Consider the following 18,247-nt stretch of genomic DNA (forward strand, 5'->3'; position numbering starts at 1 on the left):
TCTGCGCCGACCGCATCTGATGCTTTATCAGGTGCGGCCCCGGTCGACCACTGGAACAGCAGGGGAGTGGACGGAACCGCATGACGATGCAGCCCCCGACGCATGTGCAGATGCCGATGCCCGCTTTCGAGGAGTACGAGCCCGAGGGCGACTGCGTGTGCCGGGGATGCGCCCAGCGCCGCCGCGCCCTCGCCCGGGCCCGCGCCATACCGCTCCGGGACGGGGGGCACCCCGCCGCGCGCGGGGCGCGCCGGGCGCTGGTCCTCGCCACCGCCGCCGGCGTGGTCCTCGGCGGTGGCGGCGGTACGGCGCTCGCCCTGAGCACCCCGGCCACGGGGCCGGTGGCCCTGGACGACCCCGGCAGCCCGCAGGGCGCCCGCACCCCCCTGCACGGCCCGAAGGGCAAGCCGGGCAGCCCCGGCGCCCCGGCCCGGCCCGGCGCCGTGAAGCGCATCGACCGCACGACGATCATCAACCGGGCGAAGCTGTGGCTGGACGCCCAGGTCCCGTACAGCATGTCCGAGTACTGGTCGGACGGGTACCGGCAGGACTGCTCCGGCTACGTCTCCATGGCCTGGAACCTCGGCTCGAACGAGTGGACCGGCAGCCTCGACAAGTTCGCCACCAAGATCACGAAGGATGAGCTGCTGCCGGGGGACATGCTGCTCTTCCACAACCCTGCGGACCCCAACAACGGCTCGCACGTCGTCCTCTTCGGCGGCTGGGTCGACCAGACGCGCACCCACTACGTCGCCTACGAGCAGACGCGCCCCACGACGCGGAAGCTGGCCACGCCGTACGGGTACTGGGCGAACGCGGCGAAGTACGTCCCGTACCGGTTCAGCGGAGTGACGGGCGGCGTCGCACCCCAGGCCCCCGGCACCGTCCCCGCACCGCCGGCGGGACCGAAGCCGGGCGACGCCGCCAAGACCTTCCCCGGCGCGGACAAGTTCGCCCCGGGCGCCACCAACGACCATGTGGCGCAGCTGGGCCGGATGCTGATCGAGCGGGGCGCGTACCGGTTCTACCCCAAGGGGGTGGCCGACCGGACGTGGAGCAACCACGACAAGCTCGCCACCCAGGCCTTCCAGCGCGCGCAGGGCTGGACGGGCGCCGACGCCGACGGCATCCCGGGCGCGCACACCTGGCGCCTGCTCGTCGACAAGCAGGGCAAGAACATCCCGCCGATCGTGGGCGCGGCACCCGGACCGGGCGGCGTACGGGCCTACCCGGGCGCGGCGGTGTTCCGCCCGGGCCAGTCCCACCCGGCCATCGAGGCCCTCGGCCGGCAGCTGGTGAAGAAGGGCTTCGGCAAGTACTACACGTCCGGCCCGGGCGTCCGCTGGAGCGAGGCGGACCGCCGCAACGTCGAGGCCTTCCAGCGCGCGCAGGGCTGGCGCGGGGCCGCGGCCAACGGCTATCCGGGCCCGGAAACCTGGCGCCGGCTGTTCGCATGACGGAGGTAACGATGTTCCCCACGCGCACCACGACGACGACGGGCACCCTCCGCGTCCCCCCGGCCGCCACGGCTCCCACCACCTTCGGCTGGGGCACCACCGACCTCCGTCCGGCCGAGCCGGCCCTGGGCGCCGTACCGTCCCCGACGGCGGCTCCGGACGCCGCCCCGGCCGCGGTGCCGGCGCCCGAGCCCGCCCTGGCGCTCCCGGCCCCGTCGCCGGAGGCCCTGCCGCTGGCCGCGCCGGCGGACCCGGTCCAGCCCCCGGCCTCCGTCCCGGGCCCGGCCGCCCAGCCGGCCGCGCACCCCGCGGCCCGCGCGTCCGACGTCGCCCCGCCGACGGCCGTGCAGGCCGGGCATCCCGGTTCGGCGGAGCCGGAGCCGGACGCCGCAGCCGCAGCCGCCCAGGCGTTGGCCACCCCCACCGCGGCCCCGCCCCGCACGGCGGAGCCCGAGGCCGTACACGCTTCCGGCCCGGTGTCGCGGCCGGAGCCGCACGCCGTAGCGGCCGCCGTTCGCGCCTCCGGCCCGCGGCTCGCGGCGGTGGCGGAGGCCGGTCAGGGTTTCCGTCCGGCGGAGCCGGACGGCGGGGGCGCGGCCGCCCAGGCGGTGGCCACCGCCTCCGCGGGCCCGTCCCGCGTGGGGCAGGCCGAGGGCGTTCACGCCTGCGGCGCGGTGTCCGGGGCCGACCCGCGGCCCGTTCCGACGGCGATGCGGGCCGGGGCCGTACACAACTCCGGTTCCCTGCCGGGTCTGGCGCAGCCGGAGCCCGTTCACGCCTCCGGCCCGGGGCTCGGGTCCGGCCCGCGGACCGCTGCGGTGGCGGAGGCCGGGACGGGTTCCCGTTCGGCGGAGCCGGACGGCGGGGTCGCGGACGGCCACGTGCCGCGTCCTGCGGCGACCTCCGGGCCGGCGGAGTCGCCGGGCGCGTCGGTCGACAGCGGGCAGGCCCCGCCCGCCGCGGAGGCGCCCGCGGAGGCGCCCGCGGAGGTGGGGGTGCCCGCCGCGCGGGGGCACGCCGAGCCCGAGGAGCGGCACGCGCGGGCCGGGGACGGGGCGGGCTCCGATGTCCCGCACCCGCACCCACCGCACCCGCACCCGCACGAGGAGCCCGGCGCCGCGCACTCCGGCGTGCCCGGCCCCGGCGTGGCCGAGATCGTCGCCCGCGCCGTGGCCCGCGGCATGGCGGAGGAGGAGGACACGCAGGACCTCCCCAAGGTCACCGTCTCCCACCGCGGTACCGCCGTCAGCGAGGTACCGGCCAACCTCCCCTTCCACGCCACGGCGCCGGCGCTCCCGCAGCCCACCCGTACCCGCAGGGCCACCGCCTCACCGCGGCCCGCCCCCGGCCGTCGCGTCCCGCGCGGCGACGACCGGCTCCGCGAGCACCGCGGCCCCGTGCTGCCCGGCTGGGTCGGCGTCGCCGTCGGCGGCCTCGCCCTCGCCGGCTGCGCGGCCGTGCTCTGGCGGGCCGGGGTCGTCCCCGCCCCCCTCGTGGCCGCCTTCGGCGCGGCACCCCGCGCCTACCAGGGCCTGCGCGCCACCCACTGGCCCCCGCTCGCCTTCCTCGGCATCGTCACCCTCGTCGCGCTCGGCGGCCTCGGCCGGGCCCGTACCGGGCACGCCTGGGTGCTCACCCTCTTCGGCCGCTACCGCGGCACGGTCCGCCGTACCGGCCTGACCTGGGTCAGCCCGCTCCTGCTGCGCCGCCGGGTCGACGTCCGCCTGCGGCACTGGCGCAGCGATCCGATGCCCGCCGTCGACTCCGGCGGACTCGCCCTCCAGGTCGTCGTCCAGGTCGTCTGGCAGGTCAAGGACACCGCCCGGGCCACGCTGGCCGTCGCGGACCACACGGAGTACCTCGCCGAGCAGGTCGAGTCGGCCATGGCCCGCGTGCTGTCCCAGCTCCCGGCGGACGCCTTCCACGAGGACGCCCCGACCCTGCGCGACGCCGAGGCCGTCGGCGACGCGCTGACCCGGATGCTGGCGGCCGAGACCGAGGCCGTCGGGATCGAGGTGTACTCGGCCCAGCCGACCCGGATCGAGTACGCGCCCGAGGTCGCCGAGGCCATGCGCCGCCGCCGGGTCGCCGCGATCGACGCCAAGCACCGGGACGCCGTGCTGACCTCGGTGGTGGACGCCGTCGACGACACCGTGCACCGGCTGACCTCGCGCGGACTCGTCGAGCTCGACGACTACGAGCGCAAGGCCCTGGTGAAGGACCTCACGGTCGCCTTCTGCACGGGGCGCACCGAATAGCGGAGCACGTGGCACGACGGAGACGGGTGGCCGGAAGTTACCGGACCACCCGTTTCCTCATTGGTATGGACATGGCCAACTCCCGTCAATAATCTGGAACTTGGTCTAGACCTGAACGCACCACCCTCCCCACACCCGCGCGCGCTCACCGGACTCCCCCCACGTTCAAGGAGCATCATGCGTCCCGTCCGCATGCCCCGAAGGGCCGGCGTCGCCGCCCTCGGCCTCGGCCTCGTCGCCGGTATCACCCTCATCGGCGCCCCCTCCGCCAGCAGTCACGGCTACACCGACACCCCCATCAGCCGCCAGAAGCTCTGCGCCAACAAGACCGTCTCCGACTGCGGCGCCATCCAGTGGGAGCCGCAGAGCGTCGAGGGCTTCAAGGGCTTCCCGGCCGCCGGCCCCGCCGACGGCAAGATATGTTCCGGCGGACTCCCGCAGTTCGCCGAGCTCGACAACCCGCGCGGCGGCGCCTGGCCCACCACCAAGGTGACCAGCGGCCAGAGCTACGCCTTCCGGTGGCAGTTCACCGCCAACCACTCCACCACCGACTTCAAGTACTACGTCACCAAGAACGGCTGGACCGGCACCAAGGCCCTCACCCGCGCCGACCTCGAACCCCAGCCCTTCCTCACCGTCGCCTACAACGGCGCCCGCCCCTCCATGACCACCGTCCACCAGGGCGCCATGCCGAGCGGCAAGTCCGGCCGGCACCTGATCCTCGCCGTCTGGACCGTCAACGACACCCCGATGGCCTTCTACGCCTGCTCCGACGTTCAGTTCTGACGATACGTCAGCTACCCTCCGGCGGCATGCGGACGACGACGACAGCACCCGAAACCGTCGCGGAGCTGCATCGCGCGCCAATGGGGCGACCACCGGCCCGGGCTGATGTACGAGGACGGCGAACGCCGCGTCCTCACCCGTCACCGGACCGCCCGGGAAGCCGCGGCGCGCGCCGCGCTCCTCGTCGACCTCATGCCCGCCGGGGCCGAACCGCACCTCGGGATCCTGCTCGACAACACCCCGGAGTTCCCGTTCTGGCTCGGCGCGGCGGCCCTCGCCGGGGCCGCCGTCGCCGGGATCAACCCCACCCGGCGGGGTCCCGAACTGGCCCGTGACGTCCTGCACACCGACTGCCGGGTCCTGATCACCGAGCCCGCCCACCTGCCGCTGCTGCGCGGCCTGGACCTGCCGGGCGTACGCGTCCTGGTCACCGGAACCGAGGAGTACGAGGCCCTCCTCGCGCCCTACGCCGCCGCCGAACCCGGCGAAGCCGCCCTGCGCGCGCCCGCCCCCGGCTCCCGGCTCCTCCTCTACTTCACCTCCGGCTCCACCGGCGCCCCCAAGGCCGCCGTCTGCAGCCAGGGCCGCCTCGCCGCCGCCGGGGCCTCACTGGCGCGCCGGTTCTCCGTCGGCCCGGACGACGTCCACTACGTCTGCATGCCGCTCTTCCACGGCAACGCCGTCATCGCCGACTGGCTCCCCGCGCTCGTCGGCGGCGCCGCGGTCGCGCTGCGCCGCCGCTTCTCCGCCTCGGCGTTCCTGGACGACGTACAGGCCTACGGCGCCACGTACTTCACCTACGTCGGCCGGGCCATCCAGTACCTGCTGGCCACCGAGCCCCGCCCCGACGACCGCGCGCACCGCCTGCGCCTCGGCTTCGGCACCGAGGCCGGGGCCGTGGACGCCGCCCGCTTCACCGAGCGCTTCGGCGTCCGCCTGGTCGAGGGCTACGGCGCCACCGAGGGCGGCGCCTCCGTCCAGCGCACCCCGGACACCCCGCCGGGCGCCCTGGGCCGCGCGGGCGCGGGGGACGACCTGGCGGTCGTCGACCCCGAGACGGGCCGGGAGTGCCCGGCCGCGCTCCTCGCCCCGGACGGGCGCCTGCTCAACGGCTCCGCCGCGATCGGCGAGCTCGTCAACCGCGGCCGCAGCCTGTTCGAGGGCTACTGGCGCAACCCGGACGCGGAGGCCGACCGCACCCGGGACGGCTGGTACTGGACCGGCGACCTCTTCTTCCGCGACTCCGCGGGCTTCCTCTACTTCGCGGGCCGCACCGACGACCGGCTCCGCGTCGACAGCGAGAACCTCGCCGCGGCGGTGATCGAGAACATCCTGGCCCGCTGGCCGGACGCGACCGCGGTCGCCGTCTACGGCGTCCCGGACGAGGTCGCCGGCGACCAGGTGATGGCGGCCCTGTCCCTCCGGGACGGCGCGGTGTTCTCCCCGGAAGCCTTCGAGGCGTTCCTTTCCGGCCAGCCTGACCTGGGTACGAAGATGGCCCCGCGCTACGTCCGCGTCGTTGCGGAGATGCCCGTCACGGCGACGAACAAGGTCCACCGCGTGACGCTGCGCCGCGCGGGCTTCCGCTGCCCGGACCCGGTCTGGCACCGCTCCCCAGCGGGGGGCTACACCCTCCTGACCCCCTCTGCGGTGTCGGCCCTCCTGGCGAGGTACGAGGCCCAGGGCCGCCTCGACCTCCTGCACCGCTGAGCCGGCCAGAACGGGCGGACCCCGCACCCCGGCGGCAATGGTTTGGAGCACCCCCGCGGACCAGGTAGTATTTTCTCTGTCAGCAGGCGCCGCTAGCTCAGTTGGTTAGAGCAGCTGACTCTTAATCAGCGGGTCCGGGGTTCGAGTCCCTGGCGGCGCACCTGTCCTTCGGGCGGTTTCCGGTTCACCGGGAACCGCCCGAAGTGTTTTCCGGCCCGGTGCGGGCCCCGCCGCCCCGGGCGGTCGCCCCTAGAGGGTGAGCGACAGCAGCAGCGGCGCGGCCTTCCGGTTCAGGGTGTCGGCCGCTGCCCGCAGTCGGTGCGCGTGCTCCACCGGCATCGACAGCGCCAGGCAGCCGACCGAGGCGCCCGCCGTGATCGGGACCGCCGCGCAGACCGTCCCCACGGCGTATTCCTGCAGGTCGAGCATGGGCACGGTGGCCGGCTGGGAGTCCAGCTTGGAGAAGAGGATCCGCTCGTTCACGATGGTCTTCGACGTGAGCCGGGCGATCTTGTGCCGGGACAGGTGGTCGCGCCGCCCGTTCAGGTCGAGCTGCGTCAGCAGGCACTTCCCCACCGCGCTCGCGTGCGCGGCCGACCGGAAGTCGACCCACTCGTGGACCTTCGGGGTGCGCGGGCTGTCCGCGAACTGCGTGATCCTGACCTCGCCGTCCACGTACCGGCTGATGTAGACGGCTGCGCCGACCGAGTCGCGCAGCCTGTCGAGGGTTTCCTGGAGCTTGTCGGTCAGCGCCTGCTGGCGGTCGGTGCCGGAGCCGAGCAGGACGAGGGAGTCCCCTATGGCGTACGCGCCGTCCGCCACCTGCAGCACGTATCCCTCCCGGCGCAGCATGAGCAGCATCGGGGCGAGATGGACTGCGGGCAGGCCGGTCTCACGCGCGATCTGCACGTCGGTCACACCACCGGTGTGACGTGCGATCGTTTCGAGTACGCGCAGTGCGTACTGCACCGAGTGGAACGGCGCGGTCGGCTCGGGCTTCAGCGCCACGGTTTCCCCCTACCAGGTTGTTACCGCTTGCCCTACCACGATAGCCATCAAGAGGCCCATGTGGAGCGCCTGTTGGGGAGATTGATGGCTCGATCACGACGGTCTGCCTGGATCTACGCCATTGGCATATGCCATGGTCACGCGCACTGTCCCGCGGTGCCGGGAATGCCCGGCGGTCGTTCAATGTTCGAGTTCTTCGTACGGTGTCGCACGGGCGCCGCACGCACGGGAAGAACGGGACGGGAGCGACGATGAGTGACGAACGGAACGGGCCGGCGCAGGAGAACCGTAGCGGCATACGGGGCACCGCCCTCGGCCGGGCACCCGTACCGCTCTCCGTCCTGGACCTCGTCACCGTCGGCGCCGGCAGCACCGCCCAGGCCTCCCTGCGCACCAGCGTCGCCATCGCCCGCCTCGCCGAGTCCCGCGGCTACCACCGCCACTGGGTCGCCGAGCACCACTCCATGCCCGGTGTCGCCAGCTCCTCCCCGGCCGTGATCCTCGCCCACCTCGCCGCGCACACCTCCCGCATCCGGCTCGGCTCCGGCGGCGTGATGCTGCCCAACCACGCCCCCCTCGCCGTCGCCGAGCAGTTCGGCACGCTGGAGGCGCTCGCCCCGGGCCGGATCGACCTCGGCCTCGGCCGCGCCCCCGGCACCGACGGGCGCACGGCCGCCGCGCTGCGCGGGCCCGGACGCCTCGAAGAGGGCGCGGACGAGTTCCCCCGCCGGCTCGCGGAGCTGACCCGCTTCCTCGACGACGACTTCCCCGACGGCCACCCGTACGCCCGGGTGCACGCCGTCCCCGGCCCGGTGCAGGGCCCGGCCGGGCGGCCGCCGCTGTGGCTGCTCGGCTCCTCCGGCTTCAGCGCGCGGCTCGCCGGCGAACTCGGCCTGCCCTTCGCCTACGCCCACCACTTCTCGGCGGCCGGCACCCTGCCCGCCCTCGACCTCTACCGCAGCAGCTTCCGCCCTTCGGCGGTGCTCGACGCCCCCTACGCCGTCATCGGGGTCTCGGCGCTCGCCGCCGACACCGACGAGGAGGCCCGCGCCCAGGTGCGTACGGGCGCCCTGTCGATGCTCCGGCTGCGCACCGGGCGCCCGGGGCTGGTGCCCACGCCCGAGGAGGCGGCGGCGTACCCCTACACCCCATTGGAGCGGGAGTTCGTCGACGGCTGGCTCGCGAACATCGTCCACGGCACCCCCGACGCGGTCGCCGACGGCCTCGACGACCTCGCGAAGCGCACCGGCGCGGACGAGTTGATGCTGACCGCCAACGCCCACAGCGGGGCCGCCCGGCTGCGCTCCTACGCACTCGTCGCGGACGCGTACGGCATGCCGGCCGAGCTGCCCGACGCCGACTGACCGCGCAATAACGGGGTTTGGCTGGTTCATTGCCAAAACCTTGCGGGAGCGTGTCTCAAGGGAACCTTAAACCGCTCGTCACCCGGGGTGGCGAGCGGTTTCTGATGTGCGCTCAGGTCTCTGACTTGGGGAAATGTGCCGGGAGTGGTCTAGTCCTTCTTTGGTCCGAACCATTGACGGGGCGTTGCGGTGATCGCTATCACTGCTTCCACCTGAACTTCCCGCTCTTCTCCTCCCACCCCCCGGAGGCAGTTCATGCCCATCCGTAAACCCCTCATCGCAGCCGCCGCCACGGCCGCGCTGGCAGCCGGAGCGCTTGCCTCCTTCGCGGGACTCGGCACGGCCCAGGCCGCCGACGCCGCGGCCGGAGCGGCGGCGGGCGGCGTCCGTATCGCCTACTACGACCAGTGGAGCGTGTACGGGAACGCCTTCTACCCCAAGCACCTCGACACGCGGGGCATAGCGGGCAAGCTGGACGTCATCAACTACTCGTTCGGCAACATCCACCCCACCGACCTCACCTGTTTCGAGGCGAACAAGGCGGCGGGCGACGACAACAACCCCAACGCCGGTGACGGCGCGGGCGACTCCTACGCCGACTACCAGAAGTCCTTCAGCGCCGCCGACAGCGTGGACGGCGTCGCCGACACCTGGAACCAGCCGATCGTGGGCGTCTTCAACCAGTTCAAGGAACTGAAGGCCAAGTACCCCCACCTGAAGATCAACATTTCGCTGGGCGGCTGGACGTACTCCAAGTACTTCCACGACGCGGCCAAGACCGACGCCTCCCGCAAGAAGTTCGTCGCCTCCTGCATCAAGCAGTACATCAAGGGCGACCTCCCGGTGGAGGGCGGCTTCGGCGGCGCCGGCACCGCGGCCGGCATCTTCGACGGCATCGACATCGACTGGGAGTACCCCGGCTCCGCCGGCGGCCACCTGGGCAACCACTACGGCCCCGAGGACAAGCAGAACTTCACCCTGCTGCTGCAGGAGTTCCGCAAGCAGCTCGACGCCGAGGGCGCGGCCAACGGCGGCAAGAAGTACATGCTGACGGCGGCCCTCCCGGCCGGCCAGGACAAGATCAAGTACATCGAGACCGACAAGATCGGCCAGTACTTGGACTACGCCAACATCATGACCTACGACATGCACGGCGCCTGGGACGGCGACGGGCCCACGTACCACCAGTCCCCGCTGTACCCCTCCGCGGCCGACCCGACCGACCCGATCGCGCCGGGCACCGAGAAGTACAGCATCGACAACGCCATCGACTCCTGGATCGACGGCAACCCCGCGTACGGCATCACCGGCGGCTTCCCCGCCAACAAGCTGACGCTGGGCTACGAGTTCTACTACCGCGGCTGGAAGGGCGTCCCGGCCGGCACCACCAACGGCCTCGCCCAGACCGCGACCGGCGGCTCCGGCGCACGACCGCTCAGCCAGCAGGCGGGCATCGCGCACTACAAGGAGCTCGGCGGCATCGTCGACAACCCGGCGACCACCTTCTGGGACGACCAGTCGAAGTCCTCGTACTTCTACAAGGACGGCGAGTTCTTCACCGGCCTGAACCAGAAGTCCATCCAGGCCCGGGTCGACTACGGCAAGCAGCGCGGTCTGGCCGGCGCGATGATGTACTCCCTGCTCGGCCTGGACAACAACGCCACCCTGCTGGGCCAGATCTCCGACGCCCTGGGCGGCACCACGGTCCCGCCGACCACGCCTCCCACGACGCCGCCGACCACCCCGCCGACCACCCCGCCGACGACGCCTCCCACGACCCCGCCGACCACGGGCTGCGGCTCGACCCCGGCCTACGTCGCGGGCACCGTCTACACCGGCGGCAGCGAGGTCTCCCACAACGGCCGCAAGTACAAGGCCCAGTGGTGGACGCAGAACGAGACGCCGGGCACCACCGGTGAATGGGGTGTCTGGAAGGACCTCGGCGCCTGCTGATCTCCCCCCACCCCGCGCCGAGCGACGCCTCCGCCCCACCCCTCCCGGGTGGGGCGGAGGTGTGTGACATGGTTGCCGCATTCCGGACACCGGACCGTAGCGCTGTCGCTACCCTCGGCCACAAGTCCGTCTTCCCGCTCGGGGGTGCCGTCCCATGGTCCTGGCCCGCGACATCGATCCCAGCGCCTCGCCGCTGGACTACTACAGCTTCGAGCTGCGCCGGCTGAGAGAAGAGGCGGGCCTGAAGCAGGCCGAGCTGGGCGCGATCATCTTCTGCACCGGTTCCCTGATCGGCATGGTGGAGAACGGCCGCCGCGTCCCGACCAGGGATTTCTCGGAGCGCCTGGATGCCGCCCTCGGCACGGGCGGAGTGTTCTCCCGCCTGGTGGGCCTCGTCCTGCGCAGCCAGCTGCCGCCCTGGTTCCAGGCATACGCTGAGATGGAAGCGCGAGCCGCATTCATCTCCACCTTCCAGTGTCAGCTGGTGTACGGCCTCCTCCAGACGGAGGATTATGCGCGGGCCGTTCTGGCCGTGGAGAAGCCCGACACCCTCGACGCTGCGGTGGCGGCGCGCATGGATCGGCAGCGCATCCTCGCCCGAGAGAGTCCGCCGGTGCTGTGGGTGGTACTGGACGAGGCGGCGCTCCATCGGGAGATCGGCGGACGGGAGGTCATGCACGACCAACTCGCCCACCTGTTGAACATGCAGGACCGCCAGTGGCTGGAAGTCCAGGTGTTGCCCTTCACGGCCGGCCAGCATGCGGGAATGATGGGCTCGTTCACCCTTCTGCGGTTCGATGGCAATCCGGACGTTCACTACAGCGAGAGCTACGACTCCGGCCATATGACTGCCAACCCGCAAGTGATCAAGGAGCGTTCGCTCGGCTACGCTCGCTTGCAGGCTGAAGCCCTCTCTCCCCGGGCGTCGGCGGAGCTGATCGCTCGCGTAATGGAGGAACGCTATGGGAACCATCCAGAACCTGACGAGCGTGCTGTGGCGTAAGTCGTCCTACAGCGGCTCCAACGGCGGCGAGTGCGTCGAGTGCGCACCCCTCGACGGCGCCGCCTGGCGCAAGGCTTCGTACAGCGGGAACACCGGCGGCGAGTGCGTCGAGTGCGCACCCCTCGGCGGCGCCGCCTGGCGCACGGCTACGTACGGCGGTGGCCACGGCCTGCCCGGCAGGGTCGCGGTGCGGGATTCCAAGAATCCCGGCGGGCCCACCCTGACCGTCGGGACGGAGGCCTTCACCGCCTTCGTCCGCAGCGTCTGACCTACGGCCGGCCCTGCTGGGCCGCCTTGAGGCCCGCTTCCAAGCGGCTCGTGGCCACCTGCCGCCTGACGGTACGGCGCGACAACCCGAGCCGCTTGCCGGCGGCCCCGTCCGTGACGCCCGGCGCCGTCCGGCAGCGGCCCGCCCCCAGGGTTACGGCCGCCTGCCGCGTCCGGCCCGAACAGGGTGACCAGGCAGGCCACGATCCCCGGGGGCGCTGGTGCACCGCGCGCCCAGACGGGAGCAACGGGCTGAGCCGCGCCCCTGACCGGGTCGGCCGTGCCGTCCCGGCGCGGTCGGGGCCGGTCAGACCAGGGGGTGCGGGGCCGGTTCGTCGGGGAGGGGGGCGGCCGCCGGGTCCGGTTCCACGCGACGGCCGATCATGCGGGCGATCACGTCCGGGGCCACGGCGCGGGAGTACAGCCAGCCCTGGCCGGTGTCGCAGCCGACGCGCCGCAGCCGGGCTGCCTGGCCCGCGGTCTCCACGCACTCCGCGGTCACCGTCAGGCCCAGCCGGTGCGCGAGCTGGACCAGGGCTTCGACGATGGTCTCGTCGGCCGGGTTCGGGTGCGCGCCGTCGTCGTAGCGGAAGCCCCGGACGAAGGAGCCGTCCAGTTTCAGCACCGAGACCGGCAGGCGGCTGAGGTACGCCAGGTTCGAATAGCCGGTGCCGAAGTCGTCGATGGCGATGCGGACGCCCATGTCGCTCAGCGCCTGGAGGGCCTGCAGCGGCCTGCCGGCCGACCCCATGACCGCCGACTCGGTCAGCTCCAGCTGAAGCAGCTGCGGCGCCAGGCCCGTCTCCGCGAGGATCTCCGCGACGTCACCCACCAGGTCGGAGTCCCACACCTGCCGCACGGCGACGTTGACGGACACGAAGACCGGGGTGTCGCTGGGCTGTTCGATCTGCCAGCGCCGCGCCTGCCGGCACGCGGTGCGCAGCACCCACTGCCCGAGCTGGACGATGGACCCGTCCTCCTCGGCGATACCGATGAACCGATTCGGCGTGAGCGTGCCGAACTGCGGGTGGTTCCAGCGCACCAGGGCCTCGACCCCGCGCAGTGCGCCGCTCTCCAGGTCCACCAGCGGCTGGTACTCCAGGGCGAACTCGCCCCGCTCCACGGCCGGCCGCAGCGTCGACGACAGCGCCTGCCGGGTCATGCGGTGCGCGTTGCGCTCCGGGTCGAAGAGGGTCCAGCGGGCCTTGCCGTCCGCCTTCGCCCAGTACAGGGTCGTGTCGGCGGCCTGCATCAGGCCGGTCGCCGAGGTGCCGTCCGTGGCCCGCTCCACCACGCCGATGGACGCGGACACCGACAGCCGCTGCCCGGCCAGGTCGAACGGCTCCTGCACGGCGGTCAGTACGCTGCGCGCGAGGTCGGCGAGCTGCTCGGTGCCGGTGGAGTCTTCCACGAGCAGGGCGAACTCGTCACCGCCGAGCCGTGCGACGAGGTGGCCGCCCCTGCGCCCGTAGCCGGACTGGTCGGCGCACTGGGTCAGACGGGCGGCGACGGCCGTCAGCAGCCGGTCGCCGACGCGGTGGCCGAGGGTGTCGTTGACGGCCTTGAAGCCGTCCAGGTCCAGGTAGCACAGGCCGATCCGGCCGGTGCCGCCGCCGTGCTCGTAGGAGGACGCCTCCAGGGCGGCGGAGAGCCGCTCGAAGAACAGCGCTCGGTTGGGCAGCCGGGTGACCGGGTCGTGCATCTGCAGGTGGCGCAGCCGGGCCTGGAGGTCGCGCCGGTCACTGATGTCGGTGACGGACAGCAGGACGTTCCCGGTGCCCGGTACGGGTCCGAGGGTGACCTCGGTCCACAGCGAGTGCCCGTCGGGGTGCTTGAGCCGGCGGGTGCAGCGCAGCCGGGCCTGACGGCCGCGCAGGACCTCCTGGTAGGCGGCCCAGGTGCGGGCCTCCGCGGCCAGGTCCACCAGGTCGGCGGCGGAGCGGTGGACGAGCGCCTGGGGTTCGCTGCCGAGCAGGCCGGCGAAGGCCTGGTTGGCGGTGACGACGTAGCCCTCGCGGTCGACGACCGCCATGGCGAGGTGGGCCGCGTTGAACGCGGCCCGGTAGTCGCGCAGATCGGAATCGGCGCGATGCTGATGCGATGCCGACGGCACTGCCGGCACGGACGGGTGACGCTCCGTAATGGCCGATCGGATGCTGTCGGCCGCCGAACCGGTTCCTTCTGAGGTTCCGCTCACCGTTGGCCCCGCAGTGTTCGTGAGTGTCCGTGCAGGAAAGTGTGCCGATCATAGAGGCTGCCGGGAGGCCCTATCCAGCGGCGTCACCGGTTGAGACGCGGGAGTTCGGCGTGATGACGGATCGTCGGACCAAGATCGCGTGATCGTTTCTGCGTGGGTCTGAGCGGGAGAGGGTCCCTGCTGATCTCGGGTGATCGGTCGTGACGTTCTGTAGGTGTCGACGTGAAGTCCGGGGGTCACCGGCTTGCCTCACCCCTCACTCGTGTGGGGCACCGGAACAGGGCATTAGTAAGACAATCGCCTCAAGGTGGCTAAACAGGTACGAATCCACCACCGGAGGTCGATGTGACGCGACAGCAGACACCCGGGGGAGTGGACCGCTCTCGCGTCCGAAGTACCGCTGCGGCGCTCACTTCCCTGACGGCGCTCGCCGCCATGTCGCTCGTCGCGGGTCCCGCGGTGGCCGATTCCGGCGCCGGGCCCTGCGCGCTGACCCGTACGGGCGCGCACCACTCCCTGGGGCTGGACACCTGGAACGGCGCCTACCCCAAACCCGAGCGCACCCTCGACGCGGTCATGGTCTTCCTCTCCTTCCCCGACCACCGGAGCACGGTGACGCCCGAGCTGCTCACCCGCGACTACTTCCCCGCCACCAGCGACTTCTTCGAGCAGGCCTCCTACGGGCGGTTCCGCCTGGCCCCGCACCCGCAGAAGCAGTGGATCCGGATGCCCCGGCCGTCCACCGCCTACGGGATAAAGCGTGACTGGGCCCCCGGCGACCGGGCCGCCTACCTGCGCGACGCCGTCGCCGCGGCCGACGCGCAGGTGGACTTCGGCAAGTACGACATCGTCTACTTCGTCGCCGACCCGGACGCGCCCGGGGTGGACTCGGACGCCACGAAGGTCGTGAACTTCGACCGCCCGATCGTCGCGGACGGCACGGAACTGCGGCGGATCGTCACCGTCTTCGAGCGCCACCCGCCCGACCGCAACGTGCTGGCCCATGAGACCGGACACGTCTTCGACCTGCCGGACCTCTACCACCGGCCCACCGACGGCAAGGGCGACTGGGACACCTACGTCGGGGACTGGGACGTCATGGGCAGCCAGTTCGGCATGTCCCCCGACCTCTTCGCCTGGCACAAGTGGAAGCTGGGCTGGCTGGACCCCGCCCAGGTGGACTGCGTCCAGTCGGGTTCCTCGCTGCACACCCTGCAGCCGCTCGGGCAGGCGCCGCCAAGCGGCGGCACGAGCGGCACCCGGCTCGCGGTCGTCCGTACCGGGCCCGGCAGCGCCATCGCCGTCGAGGCGCGGGGATCGTCCGGCAACGACGGCGACACCTGCACCGAGGGGGTCCTCGTCTACCGGGTGCGCAACGAGGCGGCGTCCGGCGGCGGCCCGATCGAGGTGCTGGACGCGCACCCGGCGACGGAGGCGTGCTGGGACCGCTCGGTGTACCCGCCGCTGGCGGACGCGCCGCTGGGCGTGGGCGAGACCTTCACGGTGCCGGGGGAGCGGATCACCGTCGAGGTGGCCGACCGCACCCGGTCCGGCGCGTACACGGTGAAGATCACGACATGACGGTGTGACGGCGCACGAAGAAGGCCCCCCACTCGCGTGGGGGGCCTTCTTCCGTCTGTGCGCCGCCAGGGACTCGAACCCCGGACCCGCTGATTAAGAGTCAGCTGCTCTAACCAACTGAGCTAGCGGCGCTTGCTGACGAGGAAGACATTAGCAGGAGGATCCGCGGAAGGAAAAATCGATATCCCCAGGTCCGGTCGGTGCGGCGGTGCGGGCCGCCCGTACGAAGGCCCAGAGCAGAGCCTCGGGCCCCGGGAGCCAGGGCTCCCGGGCGTCGGGCGCCACCAGCCACCGCGACGGGCCCGGGCCGGCGGCGAGCGGCGGCACGGTGACGGCGTCCCCGCGCCCGTGGCACAGGGGCGCCGGGGCGGGCCGGGAGGCCCCCCACTCCTCCCACGCCAGCAGGGCGGGCAGCCGGTGCGCGGCGCCGGGGGCTGCGAAGAGCAGCATCCGGCCGCGGTGCACCGCCACCGGGCCGGAACCGGGACCCTCGGCCCACAGCAGGTCCAGGACGCGGCGGCCGAGGACGAGGGGGACGTTGACGACGTCGAAGGCGGTCCCGCAGGGCAGGGTGGCCGGCAGGCCGGGGCGGGCCTCCCACAGCGCGAGGGTGCGGCGGGGGTGCGCGGAGGCCGAGGTGAGCCAGGCCGCGCCCTGCGGGGTGACGTGTGTGGCGGGCGCGGTGCGCGTGCGCTCGCCGCGGGCGTGGAGGGCGGTGCATCCGTGGGCCGTCGTCAGCGTCGTCATATGCCAAGGTCTACCCGCCGTAGCGGGTCGATCTCCAGGAGTCACCCAAACCGGGACGCGCGGGCCGGGTCTGGAGTATGGTGCCCCCCGCATATGACGCGCCGCGTCCGGACCCGGCCCCGCCCCGGCGGCTACGCGAGGTCGGCGCGGCCGTGCTGGAGGGTCTCGCCGAATTCGATCATCTTGCGGGCGTAGTCCTCGGTCCACTCCGCCTGCTCGGCGATGGCCGCGGCGGTGAGCCGGTCGAAGCGGCGCGGGTCGGCCAGCTGGGCCGCGGCCAGCGCCTGGAACTCCACCGCCCGCTCCTGCGCGGCCCGGAAGGCCAGGGTCAGCTCTGTCGCACGGGCCAGCAGCTCGCGCGGGTCCTCGATCGACTCCAGGTCGAAGAAGTGCTCCGGATCCGCCACGGCCTCCGAGGGCTCGAAGAGCAGCGGCGCCGGCCGCAGCCGCCGCTCGGTCCGCTCGGGCTCTGCCATCCCTGTCCTCCTGCTGCGCGTGCGAAAACCTTCCGGGCCACCGTCCATTGTCCAACGCCCCGCAAGGGCGCGCCCCGACGGGCGGGAACGTCTGTACGGCCGGTGAGGTGCACGTGCAGCCGGGGGGCCCGGTTGCGGGGGAGTCGCTCAGGTGATCGGCCGGCGCCGTCGCCGGTCACCGGACCGTGCTGACCGGCCGTCAGTCACGCCCCCCGTGCGCCCCTCTGGGCGGGTGCGCGTCAGACGGCGACGGCCTCCGCGTCGAGCTCGGCCGCGCGCTTCGCCGCCAGCTCGGCCACGTCGGCCAGGACGGCGGCCAGCTCGCCCGGAAGGGCTTCGGGGGCCTCGAAGCCCTCGGCGCCGATCAGCTTCGGGATGCCGGGGACCGCCACGGAGTGCTCGGCGGGCAGCATGCCGAGGCGGGTCAGGACCGGCAGCAGCATCTCGGCGGCCGGGGCGCCGCCGGTGGGGCCGGCGCTGTAGCTGACGATGCCGACCGGCTTGCCCTTCCACTCGTTGTAGAGGAAGTCGATGGCGTTCTTGAAGGGGGCGGTGAAGCCGCCGTTGTACATCGGCAGGACGAAGAGGAAGGCGTCGGCGGAGTCGACCAGCGCGCTCCAGTCGCGGGTGTGCTGGTGGGCGTAGTTGCCGGTGGACGCGTATTCGGGCTCGTCGAGGAAGGGCAGGGCGATCTCGGCGAGGTCGACGGGGGTGACGTCGAAGCCGCCGTGCGCGCGGGCCTGGCCGGCGACCCACTGGGCGAGCGGACGGCCGGAGGAGGTGGGACGGGTGGCGGCGGAGACGACGTGCAGGCGGATCATGGAAAGGGTTCCCCGTTCGATGCGGTTGTTGATGTGTCACCTAAGGAAAGCGTTACGTGAGTGACGTGTCAACCAGGTAGGTGATGTGTCACCGATCTGGCTACAGTGGACGCCATGACCCCCGCATCCCAGCCCCGCTGGCTCACCGAGGCCGAACAGGACGCCTGGTACGCGTGGCGACGGATGTTCCCGCTGGTCAACGCGGAGATCGCGCGCGACCTGAACCAGGACAGCGGGCTCTCCGAAGCCGACTACGACGTCCTGTCCGTGCTCGGTGGCACCGAGGGCCACCGCATGCGCATCAGCGCACTGGCCGAACTGATGCGCTGGTCGCGCAGCCGGCTGTCCCACCAGCTCACGCGCATGGAACAGCGCGGCATCGTCCGCCGCGAGGAAGTCGCCACCGACGGCCGCGGCGCCGAAGTGGTCCTCACCGGCACGGGCCTGGCGGCGATCACGGACGCCGCCCCGCTCCACGTGGACTCCGTACGCCGCCACCTGATCGACGTCCTGACCCCGGAACAGCTCCGGGCCCTGGCCGAGGTGGGCGAGGTGCTCCGCCACCGCTTCGGCGCCACCCGCAAGGGAAGGGACTGAGCGGAGCACCCGCCCGGACACG

The 18,247-nt window shown here is 72.7% G+C and carries 13 protein-coding genes, 2 tRNA genes and 2 pseudogenes; 11 read left to right on the top strand and 6 right to left on the bottom strand.

The window, feature by feature from the left end; all coding sequences use genetic code 11:
- Positions 1-110: 110 nt before the first annotated feature.
- From AC2RP6_RS25090 to AC2RP6_RS25110, 5 genes and pseudogenes are all read left to right on the top strand, one after another.
- Positions 111-1,457: a peptidoglycan-binding protein gene (locus AC2RP6_RS25090; RefSeq protein WP_486450442.1), complete on the top strand. Its 1,347-nt coding sequence runs from the start codon at positions 111-113 to the stop codon at positions 1,455-1,457.
- Between the two features lie 11 nt (positions 1,458-1,468).
- Positions 1,469-3,715 carry an SPFH domain-containing protein gene (locus AC2RP6_RS25095; protein ID WP_486448240.1) on the top strand — a complete coding sequence of 749 codons (2,247 nt, stop codon included), beginning with the start codon at positions 1,469-1,471 and terminating at the stop codon, positions 3,713-3,715.
- A gap of 192 nt (positions 3,716-3,907) precedes the next feature.
- On the top strand, positions 3,908-4,501 hold the full coding sequence (locus AC2RP6_RS25100; protein ID WP_486448241.1) for a lytic polysaccharide monooxygenase auxiliary activity family 9 protein: 594 nt from the start codon (positions 3,908-3,910) through the stop codon (positions 4,499-4,501).
- A gap of 26 nt (positions 4,502-4,527) precedes the next feature.
- Positions 4,528-6,211 (top strand): annotated as a pseudogene (locus AC2RP6_RS25105) (AMP-binding protein).
- 86 nt (positions 6,212-6,297) lie between these two features.
- Positions 6,298-6,371, top strand: a tRNA-Lys gene (locus tag AC2RP6_RS25110).
- A gap of 89 nt (positions 6,372-6,460) precedes the next feature.
- Here the strand turns inward: AC2RP6_RS25110 and AC2RP6_RS25115 are convergent.
- Complete coding sequence (locus AC2RP6_RS25115) at positions 6,461-7,219, bottom strand: IclR family transcriptional regulator (RefSeq protein WP_030665996.1); 759 nt, start codon at positions 7,217-7,219, stop codon at positions 6,461-6,463.
- 251 nt (positions 7,220-7,470) lie between these two features.
- Here AC2RP6_RS25115 and AC2RP6_RS25120 point away from each other — a divergent pair, with 251 nt between their 5' ends.
- The 4 genes from AC2RP6_RS25120 to AC2RP6_RS25135 all read left to right on the top strand — a co-directional run bounded on the left by AC2RP6_RS25120 (position 7,471) and on the right by AC2RP6_RS25135 (position 11,807).
- Positions 7,471-8,583 carry an LLM class flavin-dependent oxidoreductase gene (locus AC2RP6_RS25120; protein WP_486448242.1) on the top strand — a complete coding sequence of 371 codons (1,113 nt, stop codon included), beginning with the start codon at positions 7,471-7,473 and terminating at the stop codon, positions 8,581-8,583.
- Positions 8,584-8,838: 255 nt separating this feature from the next.
- Positions 8,839-10,536: a glycosyl hydrolase family 18 protein gene (locus AC2RP6_RS25125; RefSeq protein ID WP_486448243.1), complete on the top strand. Its 1,698-nt coding sequence runs from the start codon at positions 8,839-8,841 to the stop codon at positions 10,534-10,536.
- A gap of 154 nt (positions 10,537-10,690) precedes the next feature.
- Positions 10,691-11,539, top strand: coding sequence for a helix-turn-helix domain-containing protein (locus AC2RP6_RS25130; RefSeq protein ID WP_486448244.1), 849 nt, complete (start codon positions 10,691-10,693; stop codon positions 11,537-11,539).
- On the top strand, positions 11,499-11,807 hold the full coding sequence (locus AC2RP6_RS25135) for a DUF397 domain-containing protein (RefSeq protein ID WP_486448245.1): 309 nt from the start codon (positions 11,499-11,501) through the stop codon (positions 11,805-11,807). The genes AC2RP6_RS25130 and AC2RP6_RS25135 overlap by 41 nt, the downstream gene beginning before the upstream one ends.
- A gap of 306 nt (positions 11,808-12,113) precedes the next feature.
- Here AC2RP6_RS25135 and AC2RP6_RS25140 read toward each other — a convergent pair whose 3' ends face one another.
- Entirely contained in the window at positions 12,114-14,003 is a 1,890-nt protein-coding gene (locus AC2RP6_RS25140; RefSeq protein ID WP_486448246.1) for a putative bifunctional diguanylate cyclase/phosphodiesterase, read from the bottom strand.
- Positions 14,004-14,348: 345 nt separating this feature from the next.
- On the opposite strand from AC2RP6_RS25140, the gene AC2RP6_RS25145 reads away from it, so the two are divergent.
- Positions 14,349-15,584: a M6 family metalloprotease domain-containing protein gene (locus AC2RP6_RS25145; protein ID WP_486448247.1), complete on the top strand. Its 1,236-nt coding sequence runs from the start codon at positions 14,349-14,351 to the stop codon at positions 15,582-15,584.
- A gap of 58 nt (positions 15,585-15,642) precedes the next feature.
- On the opposite strand, the gene AC2RP6_RS25150 is transcribed toward AC2RP6_RS25145, so the two are convergent.
- The 4 genes and pseudogenes from AC2RP6_RS25150 to AC2RP6_RS25165 all read right to left on the bottom strand — a co-directional run bounded on the left by AC2RP6_RS25150 (position 15,643) and on the right by AC2RP6_RS25165 (position 17,628).
- Positions 15,643-15,716, bottom strand: a tRNA-Lys gene (locus AC2RP6_RS25150).
- A pseudogene (locus AC2RP6_RS25155) lies at positions 15,707-16,331 on the bottom strand (bifunctional DNA primase/polymerase). The gene AC2RP6_RS25150 and the pseudogene AC2RP6_RS25155 overlap by 10 nt, the downstream one beginning before the upstream one ends.
- A gap of 131 nt (positions 16,332-16,462) precedes the next feature.
- A complete protein-coding gene (locus AC2RP6_RS25160) occupies positions 16,463-16,807 on the bottom strand; it encodes a hypothetical protein (protein WP_403959348.1) in 345 nt (114 codons plus the stop codon).
- Between the two features lie 239 nt (positions 16,808-17,046).
- Positions 17,047-17,628 (bottom strand): NADPH-dependent FMN reductase, encoded by a 582-nt coding sequence (locus AC2RP6_RS25165; protein WP_486448248.1) that lies wholly within the window; start codon positions 17,626-17,628, stop codon positions 17,047-17,049.
- 114 nt (positions 17,629-17,742) lie between these two features.
- On the opposite strand from AC2RP6_RS25165, the gene AC2RP6_RS25170 reads away from it, so the two are divergent.
- Positions 17,743-18,225 (top strand): MarR family winged helix-turn-helix transcriptional regulator, encoded by a 483-nt coding sequence (locus AC2RP6_RS25170; RefSeq protein ID WP_486448249.1) that lies wholly within the window; start codon positions 17,743-17,745, stop codon positions 18,223-18,225.
- The last annotated feature ends 22 nt before the right edge of the window (positions 18,226-18,247 follow it).

This window comes from Streptomyces sp. WAC03905, assembly GCF_057371075.1.

Excerpts from the sequence above, each read along its gene's own strand:
- AC2RP6_RS25090 (WP_486450442.1), top strand. The coding sequence starts at position 111 with ATGCCGATGCCCGCTTTCGAGGAGTACGAGCCCGAGGGCGACTGCGTG.
- AC2RP6_RS25095 (WP_486448240.1), top strand. The coding sequence starts at position 1,469 with ATGTTCCCCACGCGCACCACGACGACGACGGGCACCCTCCGCGTCCCC.
- AC2RP6_RS25100 (WP_486448241.1), top strand. The coding sequence starts at position 3,908 with ATGCCCCGAAGGGCCGGCGTCGCCGCCCTCGGCCTCGGCCTCGTCGCC.
- AC2RP6_RS25120 (WP_486448242.1), top strand. The coding sequence starts at position 7,471 with ATGAGTGACGAACGGAACGGGCCGGCGCAGGAGAACCGTAGCGGCATA.
- AC2RP6_RS25125 (WP_486448243.1), top strand. The coding sequence starts at position 8,839 with ATGCCCATCCGTAAACCCCTCATCGCAGCCGCCGCCACGGCCGCGCTG.
- AC2RP6_RS25130 (WP_486448244.1), top strand. The coding sequence starts at position 10,691 with ATGGTCCTGGCCCGCGACATCGATCCCAGCGCCTCGCCGCTGGACTAC.
- AC2RP6_RS25135 (WP_486448245.1), top strand. The coding sequence starts at position 11,499 with ATGGGAACCATCCAGAACCTGACGAGCGTGCTGTGGCGTAAGTCGTCC.
- AC2RP6_RS25160 (WP_403959348.1), bottom strand. The coding sequence starts at position 16,807 with ATGGCAGAGCCCGAGCGGACCGAGCGGCGGCTGCGGCCGGCGCCGCTG.
- AC2RP6_RS25165 (WP_486448248.1), bottom strand. The coding sequence starts at position 17,628 with ATGATCCGCCTGCACGTCGTCTCCGCCGCCACCCGTCCCACCTCCTCC.
- AC2RP6_RS25170 (WP_486448249.1), top strand. The coding sequence starts at position 17,743 with ATGACCCCCGCATCCCAGCCCCGCTGGCTCACCGAGGCCGAACAGGAC.